This is a genomic window from Pseudoalteromonas sp. PPB1 (assembly GCF_015356275.1).
GTDB lineage: Bacteria > Pseudomonadota > Gammaproteobacteria > Enterobacterales > Alteromonadaceae > Pseudoalteromonas > Pseudoalteromonas rubra_D.
In genome coordinates, this window is record NZ_JACEQV010000013.1 from 52,463 (window position 1) to 70,101 (window position 17,639).

The 17,639-nt window shown below is 48.3% G+C and carries 11 protein-coding genes and 1 pseudogene; 6 read left to right on the forward strand and 6 right to left on the reverse strand.

Annotated features, from left to right (window positions below):
* Window positions 1-15 precede the first annotated feature (15 nt).
* Together IY568_RS14330 and IY568_RS14335 are read right to left on the reverse strand one after the other, a co-directional pair.
* Window positions 16-3,315 (reverse strand): VPS10 domain-containing protein, encoded by a 3,300-nt coding sequence (locus IY568_RS14330; protein ID WP_194867941.1) that lies wholly within the window; start codon window positions 3,313-3,315, stop codon window positions 16-18.
* 407 nt (window positions 3,316-3,722) lie between these two features.
* Window positions 3,723-4,364 carry a LysE family translocator gene (locus tag IY568_RS14335; RefSeq protein ID WP_194867942.1) on the reverse strand — a complete coding sequence of 214 codons (642 nt, stop codon included), beginning with the start codon at window positions 4,362-4,364 and terminating at the stop codon, window positions 3,723-3,725.
* A gap of 206 nt (window positions 4,365-4,570) precedes the next feature.
* On the opposite strand from IY568_RS14335, the gene IY568_RS14340 reads away from it, so the two are divergent.
* Window positions 4,571-6,898, forward strand: a complete 2,328-nt coding sequence (locus IY568_RS14340) for a TonB-dependent receptor (RefSeq protein WP_194867943.1) — start codon at window positions 4,571-4,573, stop codon at window positions 6,896-6,898.
* A 48-nt stretch (window positions 6,899-6,946) separates the two neighbouring features.
* Here IY568_RS14340 and IY568_RS14345 read toward each other — a convergent pair whose 3' ends face one another.
* Window positions 6,947-7,300 carry a GFA family protein gene (locus IY568_RS14345; RefSeq protein ID WP_194867944.1) on the reverse strand — a complete coding sequence of 118 codons (354 nt, stop codon included), beginning with the start codon at window positions 7,298-7,300 and terminating at the stop codon, window positions 6,947-6,949.
* A gap of 137 nt (window positions 7,301-7,437) precedes the next feature.
* Between IY568_RS14345 and IY568_RS14350 the strand changes: the two genes are divergently transcribed.
* The 5 genes from IY568_RS14350 (at window position 7,438) to IY568_RS14370 (ending at window position 14,219) form a co-directional block, all read left to right on the forward strand.
* On the forward strand, window positions 7,438-8,055 hold the full coding sequence (locus IY568_RS14350; protein ID WP_194867945.1) for a response regulator: 618 nt from the start codon (window positions 7,438-7,440) through the stop codon (window positions 8,053-8,055).
* A 134-nt stretch (window positions 8,056-8,189) separates the two neighbouring features.
* Entirely contained in the window at window positions 8,190-10,310 is a 2,121-nt protein-coding gene (locus IY568_RS14355; protein ID WP_194867946.1) for a dockerin type I domain-containing protein, read from the forward strand.
* A 59-nt stretch (window positions 10,311-10,369) separates the two neighbouring features.
* Window positions 10,370-11,011 (forward strand): cohesin domain-containing protein, encoded by a 642-nt coding sequence (locus IY568_RS14360; RefSeq protein ID WP_194867947.1) that lies wholly within the window; start codon window positions 10,370-10,372, stop codon window positions 11,009-11,011.
* Window positions 11,012-11,413: 402 nt separating this feature from the next.
* Entirely contained in the window at window positions 11,414-13,513 is a 2,100-nt protein-coding gene (locus IY568_RS14365) for a hypothetical protein (RefSeq protein WP_194867948.1), read from the forward strand.
* 61 nt (window positions 13,514-13,574) lie between these two features.
* A complete protein-coding gene (locus IY568_RS14370; RefSeq protein WP_194867949.1) occupies window positions 13,575-14,219 on the forward strand; it encodes a cohesin domain-containing protein in 645 nt (214 codons plus the stop codon).
* A gap of 25 nt (window positions 14,220-14,244) precedes the next feature.
* Here the strand turns inward: IY568_RS14370 and IY568_RS14375 are convergent, their stop codons facing one another.
* The 3 genes and pseudogenes from IY568_RS14375 to ctlX all read right to left on the reverse strand — a co-directional run bounded on the left by IY568_RS14375 (window position 14,245) and on the right by ctlX (window position 17,525).
* Entirely contained in the window at window positions 14,245-14,496 is a 252-nt protein-coding gene (locus IY568_RS14375; RefSeq protein WP_138538598.1) for a TIGR03643 family protein, read from the reverse strand.
* 615 nt (window positions 14,497-15,111) lie between these two features.
* Window positions 15,112-16,571: pseudogene (locus IY568_RS14380) on the reverse strand (alanine/glycine:cation symporter family protein).
* A 39-nt stretch (window positions 16,572-16,610) separates the two neighbouring features.
* Window positions 16,611-17,525: a citrulline utilization hydrolase CtlX gene (ctlX, locus tag IY568_RS14385; protein ID WP_125562826.1), complete on the reverse strand. Its 915-nt coding sequence runs from the start codon at window positions 17,523-17,525 to the stop codon at window positions 16,611-16,613.
* Between the last annotated feature and the right edge of the window lie 114 nt (window positions 17,526-17,639).

The following is a 17,639-nucleotide window of genomic DNA, read 5'->3' on the forward strand; positions in this document are numbered from 1 at the left end:
AAATGTAGTGACAGATTAAATCTTTGGCAATGACTGACCTGGGACCCAAGGTGCCCCTTTGGCTTGCAATTGCTGCTCAAACGCAGGAATAGTCTCGCTCAGAATAGTCTGCAGTTCATTGCGGATCGCTCTGAGTTCTTCCGTTGCCAGATCCACACTAGTACGAATAGCAGGGGTCGGACCGTACGTCGAGTAACTGGTACCAATCAGTGCGTGGAACAAACGGTCACCTACTGTGGCCTCGTCATTCCAGGCACCCACCTGGTTTTTAGCAGGGTTACCATTCAGGCGGCTATCCAGTGCCAGTAACTGGCTGCGGATAGTCGCAAACTGGCTATCAAACTCACCAGGGGCGACTGAGGTACGATCCAGCGACTGTTCAAGCATATCCAGTCGCTTCACGGCTTTACCCAATGCCTGACCAGTAGCGCTGGCTACGCGCTGTACATTAGCCAACTCTTTCCAGAACGCGGCCACTTTTTCGCCATCAATGGCCTTTAGGGCATTACGCTGGTGCAGCTGCACCACTTTAAAGGTTTGTGGTGCCTCTAATTGGGTGATTTGGCCATCAACCTCTTTGCTCATGCTAACGCTGTAAGTGCCCGGCGTCACAAGTGGGCCTTGCGGGTCAGGTGAGAAATAATTGCCCTGTACGCCTATGGCCTGATGCGCAGGCCAACGCAGATCCCAGTTAACCCGATGCAGGCCTTTTTTGGCCTTACCCTGTACCTTACGGATCACATTACCCTGCTCATCACGAATAGTGAACCAAATGGCAGGTTGCTGTTGACGCACCTCAGCTTCAAGTTTTTCCCATGCTGGTACACCCACCGACTTATCGTCTTCTTTCAGTGCTTTTTCTGTTGCCTGGCGCTGTGCCTTGAGACTCTTGATGTCGTCTTTCAGATAGTAGGTAAAGGTGGCGCCAAAATCCGGATTCGGTGCACGGTATTTGTTACCACCCTGAGTGCCCACTTCACCACCACCGAGCGGGCTGCGCTCGATATACCATAGCGCATCACGGGTTGGGAATAGTAAAGATCCCTGCTCCAGCTTGTCTTCTGACAGGTTACGCAACGCCCGATAGTCATCCAGAACAAAGAAACCCCGGCCAAAGCTGGCCCCCACCAGGTCATTTTCACGACGCTGGATAGCCAAGTCGCGGAACGAAATCGTCGGAACATTACCCGTCAGCTCCACCCAACGCTTACCGCCATCGACAGTAAAGAACAAACCAAATTCAGTCCCAGCGAACAGCAGATCCGGGTCGACATGATCTTGTACTACACGCCAAACCAGGTGCTTGTCAGGTAAATTGCTAGCAATTGACTTCCAGGACTTACCACGGTTAGTACTTTTTAGTAAATAAGGCTTATAGTCGCCGAACTTGTGGTTATCCAGCGCAATATAAACCGTGTCAGGATCGAACAAGTCGGCTTTGATGTCATTGATAAATGCCGTATTTGGTACCTTAGGCAATCGCTTAACATCCACTTTACGCCAGGACTTACCCCCATTTTCAGTGATCTGAATATGGCCATCGTCGGTACCGGCATACAGCAGACCTTCCACCAGGGGAGATTCAGACAAGGATGTAATAGTGCTGTATTGTGACATCGCAAACATGTCCCAGGCACCATCCCAGCCCTGCTTACCACCCATGATAGGCTGATGAATTCGTTCTCGATTCTTAGTCAGATCACCCGAGATAGGTGTCCAGCTGTCACCACGGTCTTCCGACTGCCAAACCCTATGTGAGGCAAAGTACAACCGTGAAGGTTTGTGTGGACTAACCAGAATGGGGGCATCCCAGTTAAAGCGTTCAGGCTTTTCACCCTTACCCGGCTGAGGCTTAATATAAACTATCTCACCTGTGGTGCGATCGTAGCGGGTCAGGTTGCCCTGCTGCCATTGCGCATACACAATATCCGGGTTACCCGGCTCTGTGGCTGGCTGGTGACCATCACCAAACAACACCACTTTCCAGTCAGTGTTGAGAATACCGTGGCTGTTTAGAGTACGAGACGGGCCACCCTGAGTATTATTGTCCTGTGTCCCACCGTAAATATTGTAAAACGGCTTATCGTCATCCAGCGCCAGCTTATAGTACTGAGTCACCGGCAGATTTTCGTGGTAGCGCCAGTGCACACCACTGTCGAAGCTTTCATATAAACCACCGTCGGACCCCACCATCATGTAGTTCTTATCACCGGCAATAAATTCCATGGCATGGTTATCACCATGCTTATCCTTTTCTTCCATCCGTTTAAAAGATTTGCCACCGTCTTTGGACTCATGCAAACGTACACCAGCCAGGTAGATATGATCAAAATGGTGAGGGCTGGCGTAGAGTTCCTGATAGTAATGTGGTCCGGTACCACCAGCAACGGCATCGGCTCCTTTAACCCAAGACGCACCCCGATCAGCCGAACGATACACGGCGCCTGTACGGCGATTCAATTCAATGGCGGCGTACACGACATCCGGGTCTATTGGGGAAACTTCAAGGCCTATCTTGCCCATTTCTCCTTTCGGTAACCCTTGCGCCAACTTTTGCCAGGTTTTGCCACCATCTGTGGATTTATGTAAGCCGGAACCCGGACCACCGCCATAATACGCCGCTACGGTACGGTGCCGTTGCCAGGTAGCAGCATACAATACGTTAGGATCACGTGGGTCGATGGCCACATCGGTCACGCCGGTCCAGTCATTATCACCCAGCACTTTATCCCAGGTTTTTCCGCCATCGGTGGTTTTGTACAGACCACGTTGACCACCTTTGCTCCACAGTGGGCCCTGTGCAGCAACCCAGAGTGTATTTGAGTCCGTTGGATGTACAATGATCTCAGAAATATGACCGGAGTTTTTCAGCCCCATATTGGTCCAGTTTGCGCCACCATCATGGCTAACATAGATACCATCACCAAAGCTGACATGGCGACCGCCGACGTTTTCACCCGTGCCTACCCAAACGGTATTACTATTATTTGGGTCCAACACTACTGCACCGATTGAGTAAACGGGCTGATCATCAAAAACGGGTTGCCAGGTCACGCCTGCATTATGCGTTTTCCATACTCCGCCGGAGCCAACCCCTACATACCAGACACTGGTATCTTGGGGATCAATGGCGATATCAGCAATACGACCTGACATAAAGCCAGGGCCAATATTTCTCAGCTCTAACCCTTTAAAAGTGGCTGCAGAGAGTACCCCTTCGTCTCCTTTGGCAGCTAGCCCAGGTAAGCTACAGAGCGCAGTGGCTGCACCGAACAATGCGATACGCATAGTGCGGCCAAGTTTTAGTTGATGCATACATTTTCCCTATTTTTATTTTTGGATTACCCAGAGTGTTACAACATAACACTTTGAGAAACTTATTAACCGTATGTTACTTCCTTGATTGGTGCAATAAGTGTGCGTTGGCGCTCAAATAAAACGCGATAAAAGCCCGAGGCAAGAAACCTAAAGGTTAGTTCTATACAACAAAATGGTATTTATAGGCATGATTTAACTAGAAAAGTAACTTTTATAGGGAAAGTGCGCATTATGTTGGGCCAAGTCTATCTTAGCAGCTTCTTGCTGCCCCTCTCAGATTCGGTAATGCCTGGCGCGACCGATTTTGTAAATTACTGTTAATTAGTCCGAGCAATGGCTCAGCAGCGCCTGAATGGTTGAACTCCACATACCCGAACAAATACAGGTATTAGTAGGGACACACTCTAAACACCAGCTGGCTGCTTTTGTTTCATCAAGGCTACAGCCAGACCAGAGGCGATAAATGTCGCACCGGCTCCCACGTTCAGGCCCAACACAAAACGAGGTTTCTGTTGTAACCACACCGATAAATGCGATGAAAAAATCCCCATCAGTGCAAACCCAGCCGCTGTCAGCAAGGCGAACCAGACACCGTAGCCGAGCATCTGAGTTGTTACTGAACCCAATTCAGGGTTCACAAACTGCGGCACAAACGCCAGCACAAAAATCCCCGGCTTAGGGTTTAGTGCGGCAGATAAAAAACCCAATGAGAAAATTCGTAGTAATGGCTGAGCTGGCGCATCGTGCAGCGAAAACAACTGGCGGGTCCGGAGCACCTTCACACCCAGCCAAATAAGGTAAGCCGCGCCAACCAGCTTGACCGCATAAAAGGCTATCTCCGAGGTTTGGATCAGCAAAGTCAGGCCAAAGGTTGCAGCCAGAACATGAAACAAGATCCCGGCACCTGACGATAGCCCGGACACAATGGCCGCCAGCCGCCCCTGACTCAAACCGCGCGCTATCGCCAATAAATTGTCTGGTCCCGGTGAGATCACTAATAGCAGGCATGCCAGGGTGTAGGTCAGGATAACATCAAGAGGAAACATACAAGCTCCTTATCGTGGGTGTTTACTGAGCCTATATCTTATCGGGACATCGCGTCAATCGATTACATATCAACCAGAGAAAGAAAAAGCCTATTTGGGTCCATATACGCAAATGATATTGGATATCATTTGTATTTTTAGAATAATCCAGTATTATTCCCGGGAAAAATTATTTATAACTCTCTTACTCTCTGGAAACGTGACGTATGAAACTGAATATTTTGGCTAAATCTGTCGGATTGGCGCTGATCTCTGCCGCCACGGCATCAACTTCAGCCATTGCAGACGAAGCAAAAGAACTGGATGTTATCGTAGTACAAGGTCAGAAGATTGACCGTACTTTGCAGGAAACCCCAAGTAGTGTTGCGGTTGTTACCAGCAAAGATATGGAAAAGAATAACTTGCAGAATATCAATGATGTATTTGCAATGATGCCAAATGTCGCCGGTGACTTTAACCAGGGTTTCAGTATCCGTGGCGTCGATTCATTCTCAGTGTCCGGTGGGGGTAACAGCTTTTTGACCAGTATGTACCTGGATGGTGCACCACTGCCGTTTCGCATGGTAAAAAGCGGCGGTTTGTCTGTGTGGGATCTGGCACAGGTTGAAGTATTCCGTGGTCCACAATCAACCCTACAAGGGCGCAACGCGCTGGCGGGTGCTATCATGATGCGCTCACAAGACCCAACTTATGAACCAAGTGCAAAGCTAAAAGCAACGGTGGGTCAACATGGCCAGCAAGAGTATGCCTTTGCCGGGGGCATGGGTCTGGTAGAAGACATGCTGGCGTTCAGAGTAAGCTACGAAGACAAGCAAACCGATGGTGACATAGACAACATCACCCGGGGTGACACGGCAAATTTTGAAAACAGCGAAACATTACGTGCGAAATTGTTATTTGAGCCAAACGACGATGTTGATGTGTTGTTCACGTATACCAACAATGACAACCGCTTTGGTGCTCAGTTCGCCCTGTATGACTTCGGTGGTAGTCCTTTTGATCGTCAGGTTGATTTCAACTCTCCAATCTGGGAAGAAACTAAAACCGATATTTATAACCTGGAGGCAAGCTGGGATCTTAACGACACAACGTCGCTACACTCAGTCACGACCTACAACGAGTCTGACTATCGCTACAACTGGGATGGCGATATGCAGCCTACCCAGCTTGTAAAAGATAACTATGACCACCGTATCGATGAAACCTTCAGCCAGGAATTCAGAGTAACCTATGAATCGGATGCAATTCAGGCTGCATTTGGTCTTTATGCGTCACAAGTCGACGTGGATGATAAAGCACAAGGTCAGCGTCTGATGACCCTGGAACAAGCGGTCAGAGCACCCGATCTGGTTACAGCAGTAACAGGCCTGCTAATGCAACAAGGCCTGCCTGCCGAAATGGCAGCACAAACAGCGGCAGCGGTTGCCCCATTCTACCCAGATATTGACCCAATTAATCTTGAGCTCAATTATGGTCTGACTCAGAAGATCAAAACAGCCGCGATTTATGGCGACCTGACCTGGTCTGTTACAGAGCAAATTGACCTGCTAGCCGGGCTGCGCTATGACACTGAAGAGCAAACTAATAGTGCCAATAATGCCTACAAGATCAATAACCCAATGCCAGATCCAGCTCAGGTTCCGGCACAAATTGCACCAGTTATTACTGGCATCAATGCCTACCTGCACGGCTTTGCAGAAGCCGCTTCTGGTGTAGAGCCTGCAACCAAAGAAGACTTCAGCGCGTGGTTGCCAAAACTAGGCGCTACCTACCACTTTAACCAGGATATGTCGACCAGCTTCATCTACCAAAAAGGCTATCGCTCTGGTGGTGTTGGATTTAACGTCGCACGCTCAAATATTTTCAGCTACGACCCTGAATACACCAACAACTATGAACTGTCTTTACGCTCTGTGTGGCTGGATGGCAAACTGGTAGTCAATGCCAATGCCTTCTTACTGAAATGGCAAGATCAGCAGGTCATCAAGCGTTACTCTTCATCACCGTATGACACAGAAACCATCAATGCCGCAGAATCAGAAGTGAAAGGGTTTGAGACCGAAGTCTTCTACTACCCAAGTAACAACTGGTCTGTGACTGCAGGTGTGGGACTGGCAAAATCTGAATTTACAGATTTTGGCCACCTGACCGGGCGTGCGTTTGAAGATGCGCCTGAACTCACGGCGAATCTGGCGACTAATTACACCTTTGATAATGGCTTCTATGTGAATGTCAACGCCAAGTACACTGATTCAAGTACCGCATACCTGGATCCTGCCGCATCCCTGACCGCAGAAAAGTATGCGATTAATTCAGACCCAGTCAATGATCAACATACGATTGTGAATACGCAGCTGGGCTACAACTGGGATAACTACACCGTGCGCCTGGATGTGAGAAACCTGTTCGATAAAGACTATATCAGCACCTACTTTAAAGATGCCGATAATCAGGGTAACCCGTTCACCAGCTACGGCCAGATGTACCTTGGTAAATCTCGTCAGGTGTCATTAACACTGCAGATGGATTTCTAAACGTTTACAAACACCTATTTTTAAAAAGCCGCCATCGGGCGCTTTTTATTACAACTGATTTTTGCCATCAAATTCAATAATCGAAAGCAAGCGTGGCTCCAGTCCATCTACACAACCTAAGTTCACTCGATAAGTGCCTGGCTCGTAAGTTGTGTCATGAAATGGGTAAATCCCACACACCTTGCAAAAATAATGATTCACATCACAATCTCCCCAATGGTAAGTACTTAGCTGTGCTTTACCTGATAACAGTAAAAACACGTCTGATGTGAAGCTTTGCTTTGACATAATGGCGTTTTTTCTAATGCACACAAAGCAATTGCATTGTAGTGCCTCTGTGATCTGTTCGCTTTCAAACTCAAATTGCACTGCTTTACAGTGGCAGCTTCCCGTATATTTCATTGTTTTTCCTTATACCATCCACAAACACTGTATATAAACACATGGAAAAGTAAAAGGGAATATTGCTCGGTGTGTTACAATTGGCCTAAAAAACTTTTGATTCCCTTATCTATCATAAAGTTAAAACATGGATGTGTATGAAAATCATTGTTGCCGACGATCACCATATTGTCAGGCAGGGATTGCTTGCTCTTTTTCAAAAAGCGCAAATTGGCACCATCATTGCCGATACCGATTCAGGCGAACAGGCATGGGCTCTGATCCGCTTACATGAACCTGATATTGCCATTTTGGATATCACCATAGGCAACATAAGCGGGCTGAGTATCTGTCACCGCATACAGGCACATGAACTGAAAACACGGGTGATCTTCCTTACCGAGCATAAAGATATCAAAGTCATCGATCATGCCCTTGAGGCAGGGGCATCGGGTTACTTGCTCAAAAACGATACCTTTGCCACTTTGGTTGATGCCATGCAGGCCGTATATCTTGGTAAGGGTTACATCAGCCCCGCCAATAAAAAACAGCTTCATCATTACCGCACCAACAAATCTGATTTTGAGATCACATTCAGAGAAAAAGAAATAATCCGCCACATTGCTCAAGGACAGACCAATAAAGAGATTGGCGAAGCCCTGTGTATTTCGGCTAAAACGGTGGATGCACATCGTACCCGGGTTATGAAAAAGCTTGGGTTCAATAAAGCAGCCCAGTTAGTGCGCTTCGCGCTGAAAGAAGGCATTTGCTTCTGATCTATTCTGCCAATTTAGGTAACTTAATAAGGTAAATACCCTATACCCTTTTTGTCATCGTGCCTCTAAGATAAGCCCGCGCAAACAAAGTGTTGAAGGATCCTCAACAATTTCAAATAATTAAGGACAAAAAAATGCACACTCATTTAACCTCGCTCGCTAAACGTATTAAACAGCAGGTCAGCCTGCCTCTTACCAAGTCTCCCTCAATGCTGCTAGTCGCTGCACTCTGCCTGCCATTAACAGCCTTAGCCCAAACTCCCACTCAAGCCAGTGACCCCATGCAACTCAACTCAACCAGCAGTAGTTACTCAAAAGGAGCTGCTGCGACGCAGCTAAAAGATGACAGTTATATTGTGACCTGGGTAGGCTCTACTTCCAACGGTGAGTACAGCAGAATATTTGCAAGACACTACCATATGGATGGTACACCCAAAGGTGAGCGCTTTATTGTGAACTCTCTTGCCTCCGCCAATGAACTCCCGGGTATAGTTAGTTTGGAAGACGGGGGATATGCCATCTCATGGCAACATAGTTATGACGATCTTCAGGGCTATACCCGTTTAAAATCCCTGGTAAAACGATTTAACGCACAAAGTCAGCCAGTCAGCTCAGAATTCGAAGTTGTATCAGATAAAACGCTCTACAAGACCAAGTCCGAGTTGGCGGCACTGACGAATGGTGGCATGGTCGTTGCCTTGATCCTTGGTTCAGATTCAGATGTCTATGTGAAGCTCTACGACGCAGACAACCGCAGCCAGGGAAGCTTTATCAGGGTACCACTTCCGAACTATACGAGGACGAGCAAAGTAAAAATTACCGAGCTTGATACAGGCTTTGTTGTTACCTGGTTAAGCAGCAGCGGAAACCGCTACAACATTCACGGTCAACGCTACAATCAGTCCGGAGAAACCGATGGCGCAATGCTCACCTTCGCTGAAGGACTTTCTTCTATCAACTATAGCACTGAAACTTTGAGCAATAGTGACGTTCTCATCAGTTGGCAAGAATTGCAAGAAGACGGCCACATATACGCAAAAAGATACAATCCCAGTGCTGAAACTATAACAGAGGCATTTGTTGTAAATACCAGCCCGATAGTTAAAAAACCGTCCTCTATTAATCCATCAGCGGTACAAACGGCCCCCTCTGTTACGGGACTTGAGAATGGAAACTACCTCATAAGCTGGTTTAGCGACACCCCAAACAGCAACGGTGTTGTTTATGCCCAGATGTTCAACGCACAAAACGAACGGGAAGGTGAGGAATTTCAAGTCTTTGCCAGTAACAGTACGGCCACCAGCGCTTCCTTTGTAGAATCTCTCAGTGCTGAAAAGGTTTTAATAGGTTGGACACAGGCATCTGCAGAGACGAGTAACTTTGATATCTTCACTCAGCAATATCAATATGCCGGCTCAGTAGCACAATCACTGGAGCTGGGTATGCCGACTGGCACAATATTAGAAGGCGATACCGTGCACCTGCCAATCAAGGTAAAGGGTGCTAATATCTACGGTTTAGATGCCATCATCAATGTCAGTGACACCACCAAAGCCCGCATTTCTGGCGGGGAATATGGCGAGTTTTTACCCTCCGATGAGCGTCTATCCGTGCCCATGGGTATCAGCGACAATCAGTGGGATGGTGCACTGGCGCTGATGGCCCCGGCCACCGCCAAATCCGGCGAAGGTGACTTTGCCACTGTCACTCTGATTGCCGAGCAAGCCGGTACGGTGAACCTCACCTTGCAAGCGCAAATGACCGACCAGCAAGGCAACTACCTGAACCAGAGCAATACCGACTATACATTGTCCATCGAAGAGTCTGTGACTTTAACTGGCAATGTTGCCGACTTAGGCATTGCTGGTGACTTTATTTACGTCACCCTCTATATCAACGGACAGCGCGTCACCATTAACCCGGATGGCAGTTTCTCCGTGCGCGTCGGCCTGGGCGAGGTCACGATGTCTCTGAGTGCACCGGGCCACCTTACGGCCGAGAAACAGATCACGTTGACAGCGGGTCAGGCTGACATTGACTTCGGCCAGATCCCGTTAGCTGGTGGTGACAGCAATGGCGATAACGTCATCGACATTGCTGACCTGACCCAGTTATTGGGTGCCTATCGCTCAGTGGATGGCCAACACAATGGCTATGTGATGGCGGCTGACTTTAATCGCGACGGCGCAATTAACCTGCAGGATTTAACCCTGCTGGGTGCCAACTTTGGCAAACAAGGACCACAAAGCTGGTAACACTACCTAAGAGGCTGCTGCGTTGCAGCCTCATTTACTTATTTATAGGGAGTAAAAGCATGAAATATATAATGTATATTGCCACGTTGCTAATGAGCATCAGTGCGCTTGCAGAGCCAGGGCGTATTTATCTACAGACCGCTAACCCACAAATTAAAACCGGCAGCGAATTTTATGTCGATGTGATGGTGGCAGATCTGCCTGATGTCTATGGCGTGCAATTAACCCTGAACTACGACGCCAAATCCATCACCTTGGTAGATCAGGACACAAAAACCAAGGGTGCTCAGCTAGAGCACGGTAATTTTCTTAACGCTAACGGTCTGTATGTATTGCGAAATCAAGCGAATACACAACAAGGAACAATACAGTATATCGTTAGCCAGGTTGCACCAACAAAAAGCGCTGCGGGTAGTGGGCGCCTTGCTCGGCTGTATTTTAGTGGACCCGCGGACGCCACGGATACCGAGCTATCCATTCAGGTTGCAGAGTTTGGTACGCGAAGTGGAGAAAAATACACGTACACACCTCATGCTGCTTTGAACCTGAGTTTTGATACCAACTACCAAATCCAGGCCAAACCCGGCATTGCGCTCAAAGCCTGGGGACTGGGATTAGCTGCATGCTTTTTACTGCTAGCATTGACGTCAACCCTGTTTCGCAGAAGCCGCTTAGAGACTAAAGCTCAGCCAACAACTTAAGATGACCTGGTATCGAGTTTCATCTTGATTTAATCTCGCAGCCCGCTTTAGGTATAGAGGCACGCTACTTTTAGACATATACCCAAAGCGAGGCTAATCCATCAAGCTTTTCAGTTCGTGTCGGCCTGGACGAAGTCATTCTGCCGTTACGCTGACACGTTAGCAACACCAGAAACTCATCGATATTCAGAGCATTTGTTAAGTTAATACTAAATACCTAGTTAGCTTACGCATTCAGAACATTTAACACACGCTATTTCATGAATATATTCATCACTAACTTTTACCTCGCTAAAATTGTAATCCTTTCTTTTCATTATAATTATGATCATTTATCCTAGCAGCGTGCATACCAACTAGGCTCTAAAAAGAGACCAAACTATAATGTAAGGAAATAGTACTATGACACTTTTAAATACCCGCTCAAATACAACTCACCCGTCATCATCAATCAAAAAGTTTGCCCGCAATGCTGTCATGCTTGGCTTGCTTGGCCTGCCGTTACTCAGTAACGCGCAAGCACCTGTACAAGTTGGTGACCCATTTGTTGTCAATAATTGGAAGGACCAAACACAACGCTTCAATGAGACCGCCGTACTGAAAGACGGCAGTTATGTCACGATTTGGACCGGCAAAGACCCAATGTTTGGACAGGATCCGGTGTTCGCTCAACGCTTTAATGCAGATGGCACACTGGCTGGCACAGAGACTTATTTGAGCTACTCACCATCGCATCGCCACAACTCTGCTGCTATCAGCCCACTCAATGACGGCGGCTATGCAACGGCTTGGGCGCGTTATAAAGACAATTCAACTGATTTAGTTATCCGCACCTTTGATGCGGACGGCACCCCAAGAATCGACGAATTAGTGATTAAATCTGTCCAGATGGACTTACTTGGCAGTCCGACAGTAACCACACTTAGCAACGGCGAATTTGTTGTGGCCTGGGCCCATGCCAATCCGATCGCAGCCAATAGCGACATCTATGCACAACGCTTTCTTGCCAATGGGACACCTGCCAGTGACGCATTTATTGTCTCCAATACCGTTGATTATGAGCAAAAACTTGTGTCGCTAACCGCATTAAGCGATGGCAAATTTATGGCCTCCTGGCATGGTCGAGGAATAGGTGATGACCACGGTGTGTTTATTCGTACATTCGCTGCTGATGGCACACCACTCACTGATGAAACCCTGGTCAATGACAATAGCGACGGCCAGCAGCAAACCGCAGCAATCGATACGCTGCCAGATGGTAGCGTTGTCGTGACCTGGGTAAGCTTAACAGCTGACAGCACAGACATTATGGTCAAACGTATGAATGCTGATGGTACGCCAGCTGGACAACAAACTATGGTAGATCAATCGACAGTTAACCTGTTCACCATCCCTTCAGTAGCTGCTCTGAGCGATGGCCGCTATGTGCTGTCCTGGCAGGGAGAAGACGATATTGCCAGCCCCTCTTATCTATATACCCGAGCGTATAACGCCAATGACACCGCAACCGGTGACAAAGTGACAATATCGAGTTTGCACTATGCTGGTGTACAAAATCAGGTAACCGCACTATCTGATAATGACTATATTATCCACTGGTCAGATGAAAATGTATTTACTAGCATGGACGTATTCGGCCAGCACATGACACTAAATGGTGGGCCTGCAACTGCACTGACACTCGAATTACCGCAAACCACAGTCCTTGAGGGGGATACAATTACCCTGCCACTCACTGTATCAGGCAGCGATATCTATGGTATTGATGCGTCAGTCCGTGTCAGTGCGATGTTCGATATGGCCCGCATCACCGGCGGTGAATATGGCGAGTTTTTACCGTCTGATGAACGCCTGTCGGTGCCCATGGGGATCAGTGACAAGCTTTGGGATGGTGCATTGGCTTTAATGGCCCCCGCCACAGCGAAAACAGGTGAAGGCCAGTTTGCCTCTATCCAGTTACTTGCAGAGCAAGCCGGTGTGATTGACCTGGTTGTCAACGCTAAAATGACTGACCAAGAGTCTAACTATTTACTGAACAATGAAGTCTCTTATTCACTGACCATCGAAGAATCAGTGACCCTAACTGGAAACGTTGCAAACCTTGGCGTCACAGGTGACTACAGCAATGTTGTGCTTCGCATCAATGGTCAGCTCGTCACCATTAATCCAGATGGTAGTTTCTCGGTGCGCTCACCACTGGGCAACGTAACACTGTCACTTGAGGCACACGGATACCTGAGTGCCGAGAAGCAACTCAACTTCTCAGCGGGTCAGGAAGACATCGACTTTGGACAGATTGAGCTCGTCGGCGGAGACAGCAACGGTGATAACCTCATTGATATTGCTGACTTGACGCAGCTACTGGGTGCTTATCGTACTAAAAAGTCAGACAACAACGGCTACGTTTCTGATGCAGATTTCAATGGAGACAATGAAATCAATATCCAGGACTTAACCTTAATGGGTGCCAACTTTGGCAAACAAGGGCCGCAAAGCTGGTAATACTCTTAATGAAAAAGACCATAGCAATGCTATGGTCTTTGATGCTTATTGGGACAAAAAAATGATAAAGAGTTTGATGTTAAGCACCTCATTGCTGCTGAGTTTTGCCACCATGGCAACTGAAGGCAAGGTATTTCTTGAAACCTCTAACACACAAATCAAGACAACCAGCGAGTTCTATGTCGATGTGATGGTCAAAGACCTACCAGAGGTATATGGCGTGCAGCTATCGGTCAGCTATGATCCACAGACACTAACGCTCATTGACCAGAACCCAAAAATCGCGGGGGCACAACTTGAGCATGGCAACTTCCTGGATACAAAGCGCTTGTATACTTTGCGCAACCAGGCAACCCCTAAATCAAGAGCAGTCCAATATATCGTCAGTCAGGTGGCTCCCGCTGAAAGTGCTTCAGGAGACGGGCGGTTGGCGCGGCTTTACTTCTCAGCCCCGACAAACGCGACCAATACCGACATTTCTATCAAGCGCGTCGAATTCGGTACTCGACATGGTGAGAAACACATTTATCAAACAAACACGCCTCTCAACCTGAGTTTCGATGCACAATTTAGCCAACAAGAGAAACCCACTCCAGAGATGCCTGATTGGTTGTTGGTATTATCAGCCTTGTTACCAGCCTCACTCATTGCATGGATTTTCTGGCGTAAAGCAAAGTCTCAACGCAGGCCGGATCAGACGGCGTGAAGTCGATAGTTTAACAACCATACGCTCATCGATGTTTGTATTGTGTGGGGCAATATCCCCGAGACACAGAAGCCGGGCGTAGCTTGCTATGTTTAGTCACCCTGGCACTGACTCGTTGACGCCATAGCCTAAAACTGGATGGCTTTAGGTTATGGCGCATCAGCCGGATAACGGCTGATTCACTCAACCCAAACTGGTCTTCGATAGCTTCGAACGGTGTTCTATCCTCCCAGGCCATCTCGATGACTCGGGATAGGTCATGGCTACTTAATTGCATTGTTTTTCCCACGATATTTTCTCTAGTTATATCGCTGAGCAATACGCACTACAGAGCACCGCGGTTTAATTAAGCCTGCTTTTTTTGCAATGGCCTGGATTAAGATTCTTGCTCTTTTGCACAACGGCCAGTCAACGTAAGTACTCACCATCAATCAATTTCATATTACCAAAGTGACCAGCGCATGGATCTCTAAAATGGCTCATTTCACCTTGCGCAAAGACCAAGCTAAAGCTTGACTTTGCACCACAATTCGCAAAAAAGAGATACTTAATCTCTGACACGAGTGGGCACCTCCATGTGAAGGGCTTCCGGCTACCAAAGTGACCAGCGTATGGTTCTCTCAAATAGCTCATTTCACCTTGCGTAAAGACCGCGCTAAAGCACGACTTTACACGATGGCTGCGAAGCTTTGCTTCGGTCTTGAACAAGCGACGAGCGGACACACGTCCGTGTGGGGGGCTTCCGGCTAAACTTACTCAGCAGTAGTCAAAATGGCTCATTTCACCTTGCGAAAGACCAAGCTAAAGCTTGACTTTGCACCACAATTCGCAAAAAAAGAGATACTTAATCTCTGGCACGAGTAGGCACACCTCCATGTGAAGGGCTTCCGGCTCACCCGTCCATGGGTGAGCGTTCAGCAAGCTGCGAAGCTTCGCTTCGGTCTTGCTGAACCCAAACATCTTTGTGGAGAGTGCCTTGATAGTTGACTTTGGTGGGGTCGAAGTGGATTTTTTCAGCCGATTTTTTCTGGCTTTGGTAGTCTTTCGTCAAATTCATGATGGTTGGGGTGAGCTGCACAATGGCGTAGATGTTCACCAGTGTCATCAAACCCAATGCCATGTCAGCAAGGCTCCAGACTTGCTGTAAAGTGGCGCTGGCGCCCCACAACACCATCGCTAAATACACGGCGGTGTAGCCCAACCGCCCGGCTTTGTTATCCAGCTTGAACAAGTGTAAATTGCTCTCCGCATAGGCGTAGTTAGCCACGACAGAGGTAAAAGCAAATAAAGTAATGGCGGCAGCAATCAGATAATCGCCGGCTTCACCAAAGTGTGCCTGCATTGCGTTTTGAGTCAGACTGATACCAGCCATTTCTCCGCTAACGGGTAAACCAGACAGTAACACCACCACGGCTGTACAGCTACATAACACCAGGGTATCAATAAAGACACCCAACATTTGTACATAGCCTTGCGCAACCGGATGATTAGGCACAGGCGTTGCACCAGCTGCGGCATGAGGCACACTGCCAGCCCCTGCTTCGTTAGAATACAACCCTCGTTGAATGCCATTTTTAATCGCAGCGCCCAAAGCGCCCGCCCCCGCTTCGGTTAAACCAAACGCTGACTGGAAGATATCCAGCAACATGGCAGGCACCTGAGCAATATTGATGAGCAATATGAGTAAGGCCGTTGCAACAAACGCGAGACCCATAAAGGGCACAATCAACTCAGCAAAACGGGCAATGCTACGCAGGCCACCGTAGACAATCGCGCCGGCAAGAATTGCAATCACCAGCCCTGTGTATAAGGGGTTAATGGTGAATGTATTATGGAGTGCTTCGGCAATGGTATTGGCTTGCATGGCGCTAAAACTAAAGCCATAACCCAGGAATAAACACAGGGCAAACACCACTGCCAGCTTAGGTTTGCCAAGCCCGGCCCGAATATAATAGGCAGGACCACCACGAAACTCCCGATGTTCATCGCGGACTTTATAAAGCTGGCCCAGCACACTCTCCGCAAATCCAGTCGCCATGCCAAGCAAGGCAATGACCCACATCCAGAATACTGCCCCACTGCCGCCCAGAGAGATTGCCATCGCTACCCCGGCCAGATTACCTGTGCGACCCGGGCAGATAGGCCCGTACACAAGGCTGCAAAGGAACTGATCCCTGAGCTGTCACCACTCATGCTGCCCTTCATCACACTGAACATATGACCAAAGTGGCGAAACTGCACCCACTTCAGCCGCCAGGTAAACCAACATCCGGCAATCAGTAACAGATAAATGAGTATCTGGCCCTGCCCCCACAGAAGATTATTAATTGGGTCAACGATAAATGCCATCATACTCACCTGCCTGTTGTTATTGTTTTGTTGTTATTTATTTTAACGCCGGGATAAATGCACACCGGCCAGCATACAACGTACCGAGCCTCCGGCCAGTTCAATGGCAGACACCTCCAGCGGTAATAACGTCACACATGATCCAAGCACAGCGATTTGCTCGGCTGTCAGCGCATCATACGCGGTTTGTGACAGCGCCAGTATGCGCCCGCTGTCTCCGTTTAACTCCAGTGCATTACCACAAAACGCATTGATCTGAGCCTCACTCAACTCTATCAGCTTTTTACCGGCAAGCTGCAACCTTTGTTTAATTTCTGCCCGCCGCCCTGGTTCGACTATCATCTCAAAGCCGCCCAACGCGTAGTCACTCCCCACGCACAACAGCACATTGGTATGATAGACAGGCACTCCCTCTTCACTGAGTGCATCGAACACCATGGGCTCAAAGTTGAAGTGACTGCAAAAGCGTTCCAGCACATGCGAATCGGTGCGTTTTGAGCGCGCGGTGTAGGCAACACGCTCAATATGATCCAGCACCATCGCACCGGTGCCTTCCAGAAACAAGTCGTCATATTCCAGGCCAGAATAATCAATCACATCCTGCACCCGGTACTCACGCTTCAATAGCTCTATAATGTCTGTTCGTCGCTCCCGGCGGCGGTTTTTAGCATACATGGGATAAATGGCAATTTGCCCGCCCGCATGAGTTGAAAACCAGTTGTTAGGGAACACTGAATCAGGCGTATCAGTGCCCAAATCTTCAAACAAGTGCACCCGCACACCCGCTTGTTCGAGCTGTTCAGCGACCCGAGATACCTGCTCGTAAGCCATCTGGCTGATATCACCATCAAACTGCTGAGCCTGAGATTGAAAGCTGTTATCGGCCCGGGTTTCTTCATTGGGCAAAAAACAGTGTGGCCGGATCATCACAACGGCACTGGGGGCTTGTGGGAACATAACTTAAATACCTCTAATACTGACACTAAAAACGTGCGCCGCTTTTATCCGTGAAAAAAGCAGGCAAATGGCTTTGTACACACCAGCAAACAAACCAGGTGTATCAGCTAGACG

Bases quoted from the DNA above. Each gene is read 5' to 3' on its own strand.
- IY568_RS14330 (WP_194867941.1), bottom strand. From the start codon at position 3,315: ATGCATCAACTAAAACTTGGCCGCACTATGCGTATCGCATTGTTCGGT.
- IY568_RS14335 (WP_194867942.1), bottom strand. From the start codon at position 4,364: ATGTTTCCTCTTGATGTTATCCTGACCTACACCCTGGCATGCCTGCTA.
- IY568_RS14340 (WP_194867943.1), top strand. From the start codon at position 4,571: ATGAAACTGAATATTTTGGCTAAATCTGTCGGATTGGCGCTGATCTCT.
- IY568_RS14345 (WP_194867944.1), bottom strand. From the start codon at position 7,300: ATGAAATATACGGGAAGCTGCCACTGTAAAGCAGTGCAATTTGAGTTT.
- IY568_RS14350 (WP_194867945.1), top strand. From the start codon at position 7,438: ATGAAAATCATTGTTGCCGACGATCACCATATTGTCAGGCAGGGATTG.
- IY568_RS14355 (WP_194867946.1), top strand. From the start codon at position 8,190: ATGCACACTCATTTAACCTCGCTCGCTAAACGTATTAAACAGCAGGTC.
- IY568_RS14360 (WP_194867947.1), top strand. From the start codon at position 10,370: ATGAAATATATAATGTATATTGCCACGTTGCTAATGAGCATCAGTGCG.
- IY568_RS14365 (WP_194867948.1), top strand. From the start codon at position 11,414: ATGACACTTTTAAATACCCGCTCAAATACAACTCACCCGTCATCATCA.
- IY568_RS14370 (WP_194867949.1), top strand. From the start codon at position 13,575: ATGATAAAGAGTTTGATGTTAAGCACCTCATTGCTGCTGAGTTTTGCC.
- IY568_RS14375 (WP_138538598.1), bottom strand. From the start codon at position 14,496: ATGCAATTAAGTAGCCATGACCTATCCCGAGTCATCGAGATGGCCTGG.
- ctlX (WP_125562826.1), bottom strand. From the start codon at position 17,525: ATGTTCCCACAAGCCCCCAGTGCCGTTGTGATGATCCGGCCACACTGT.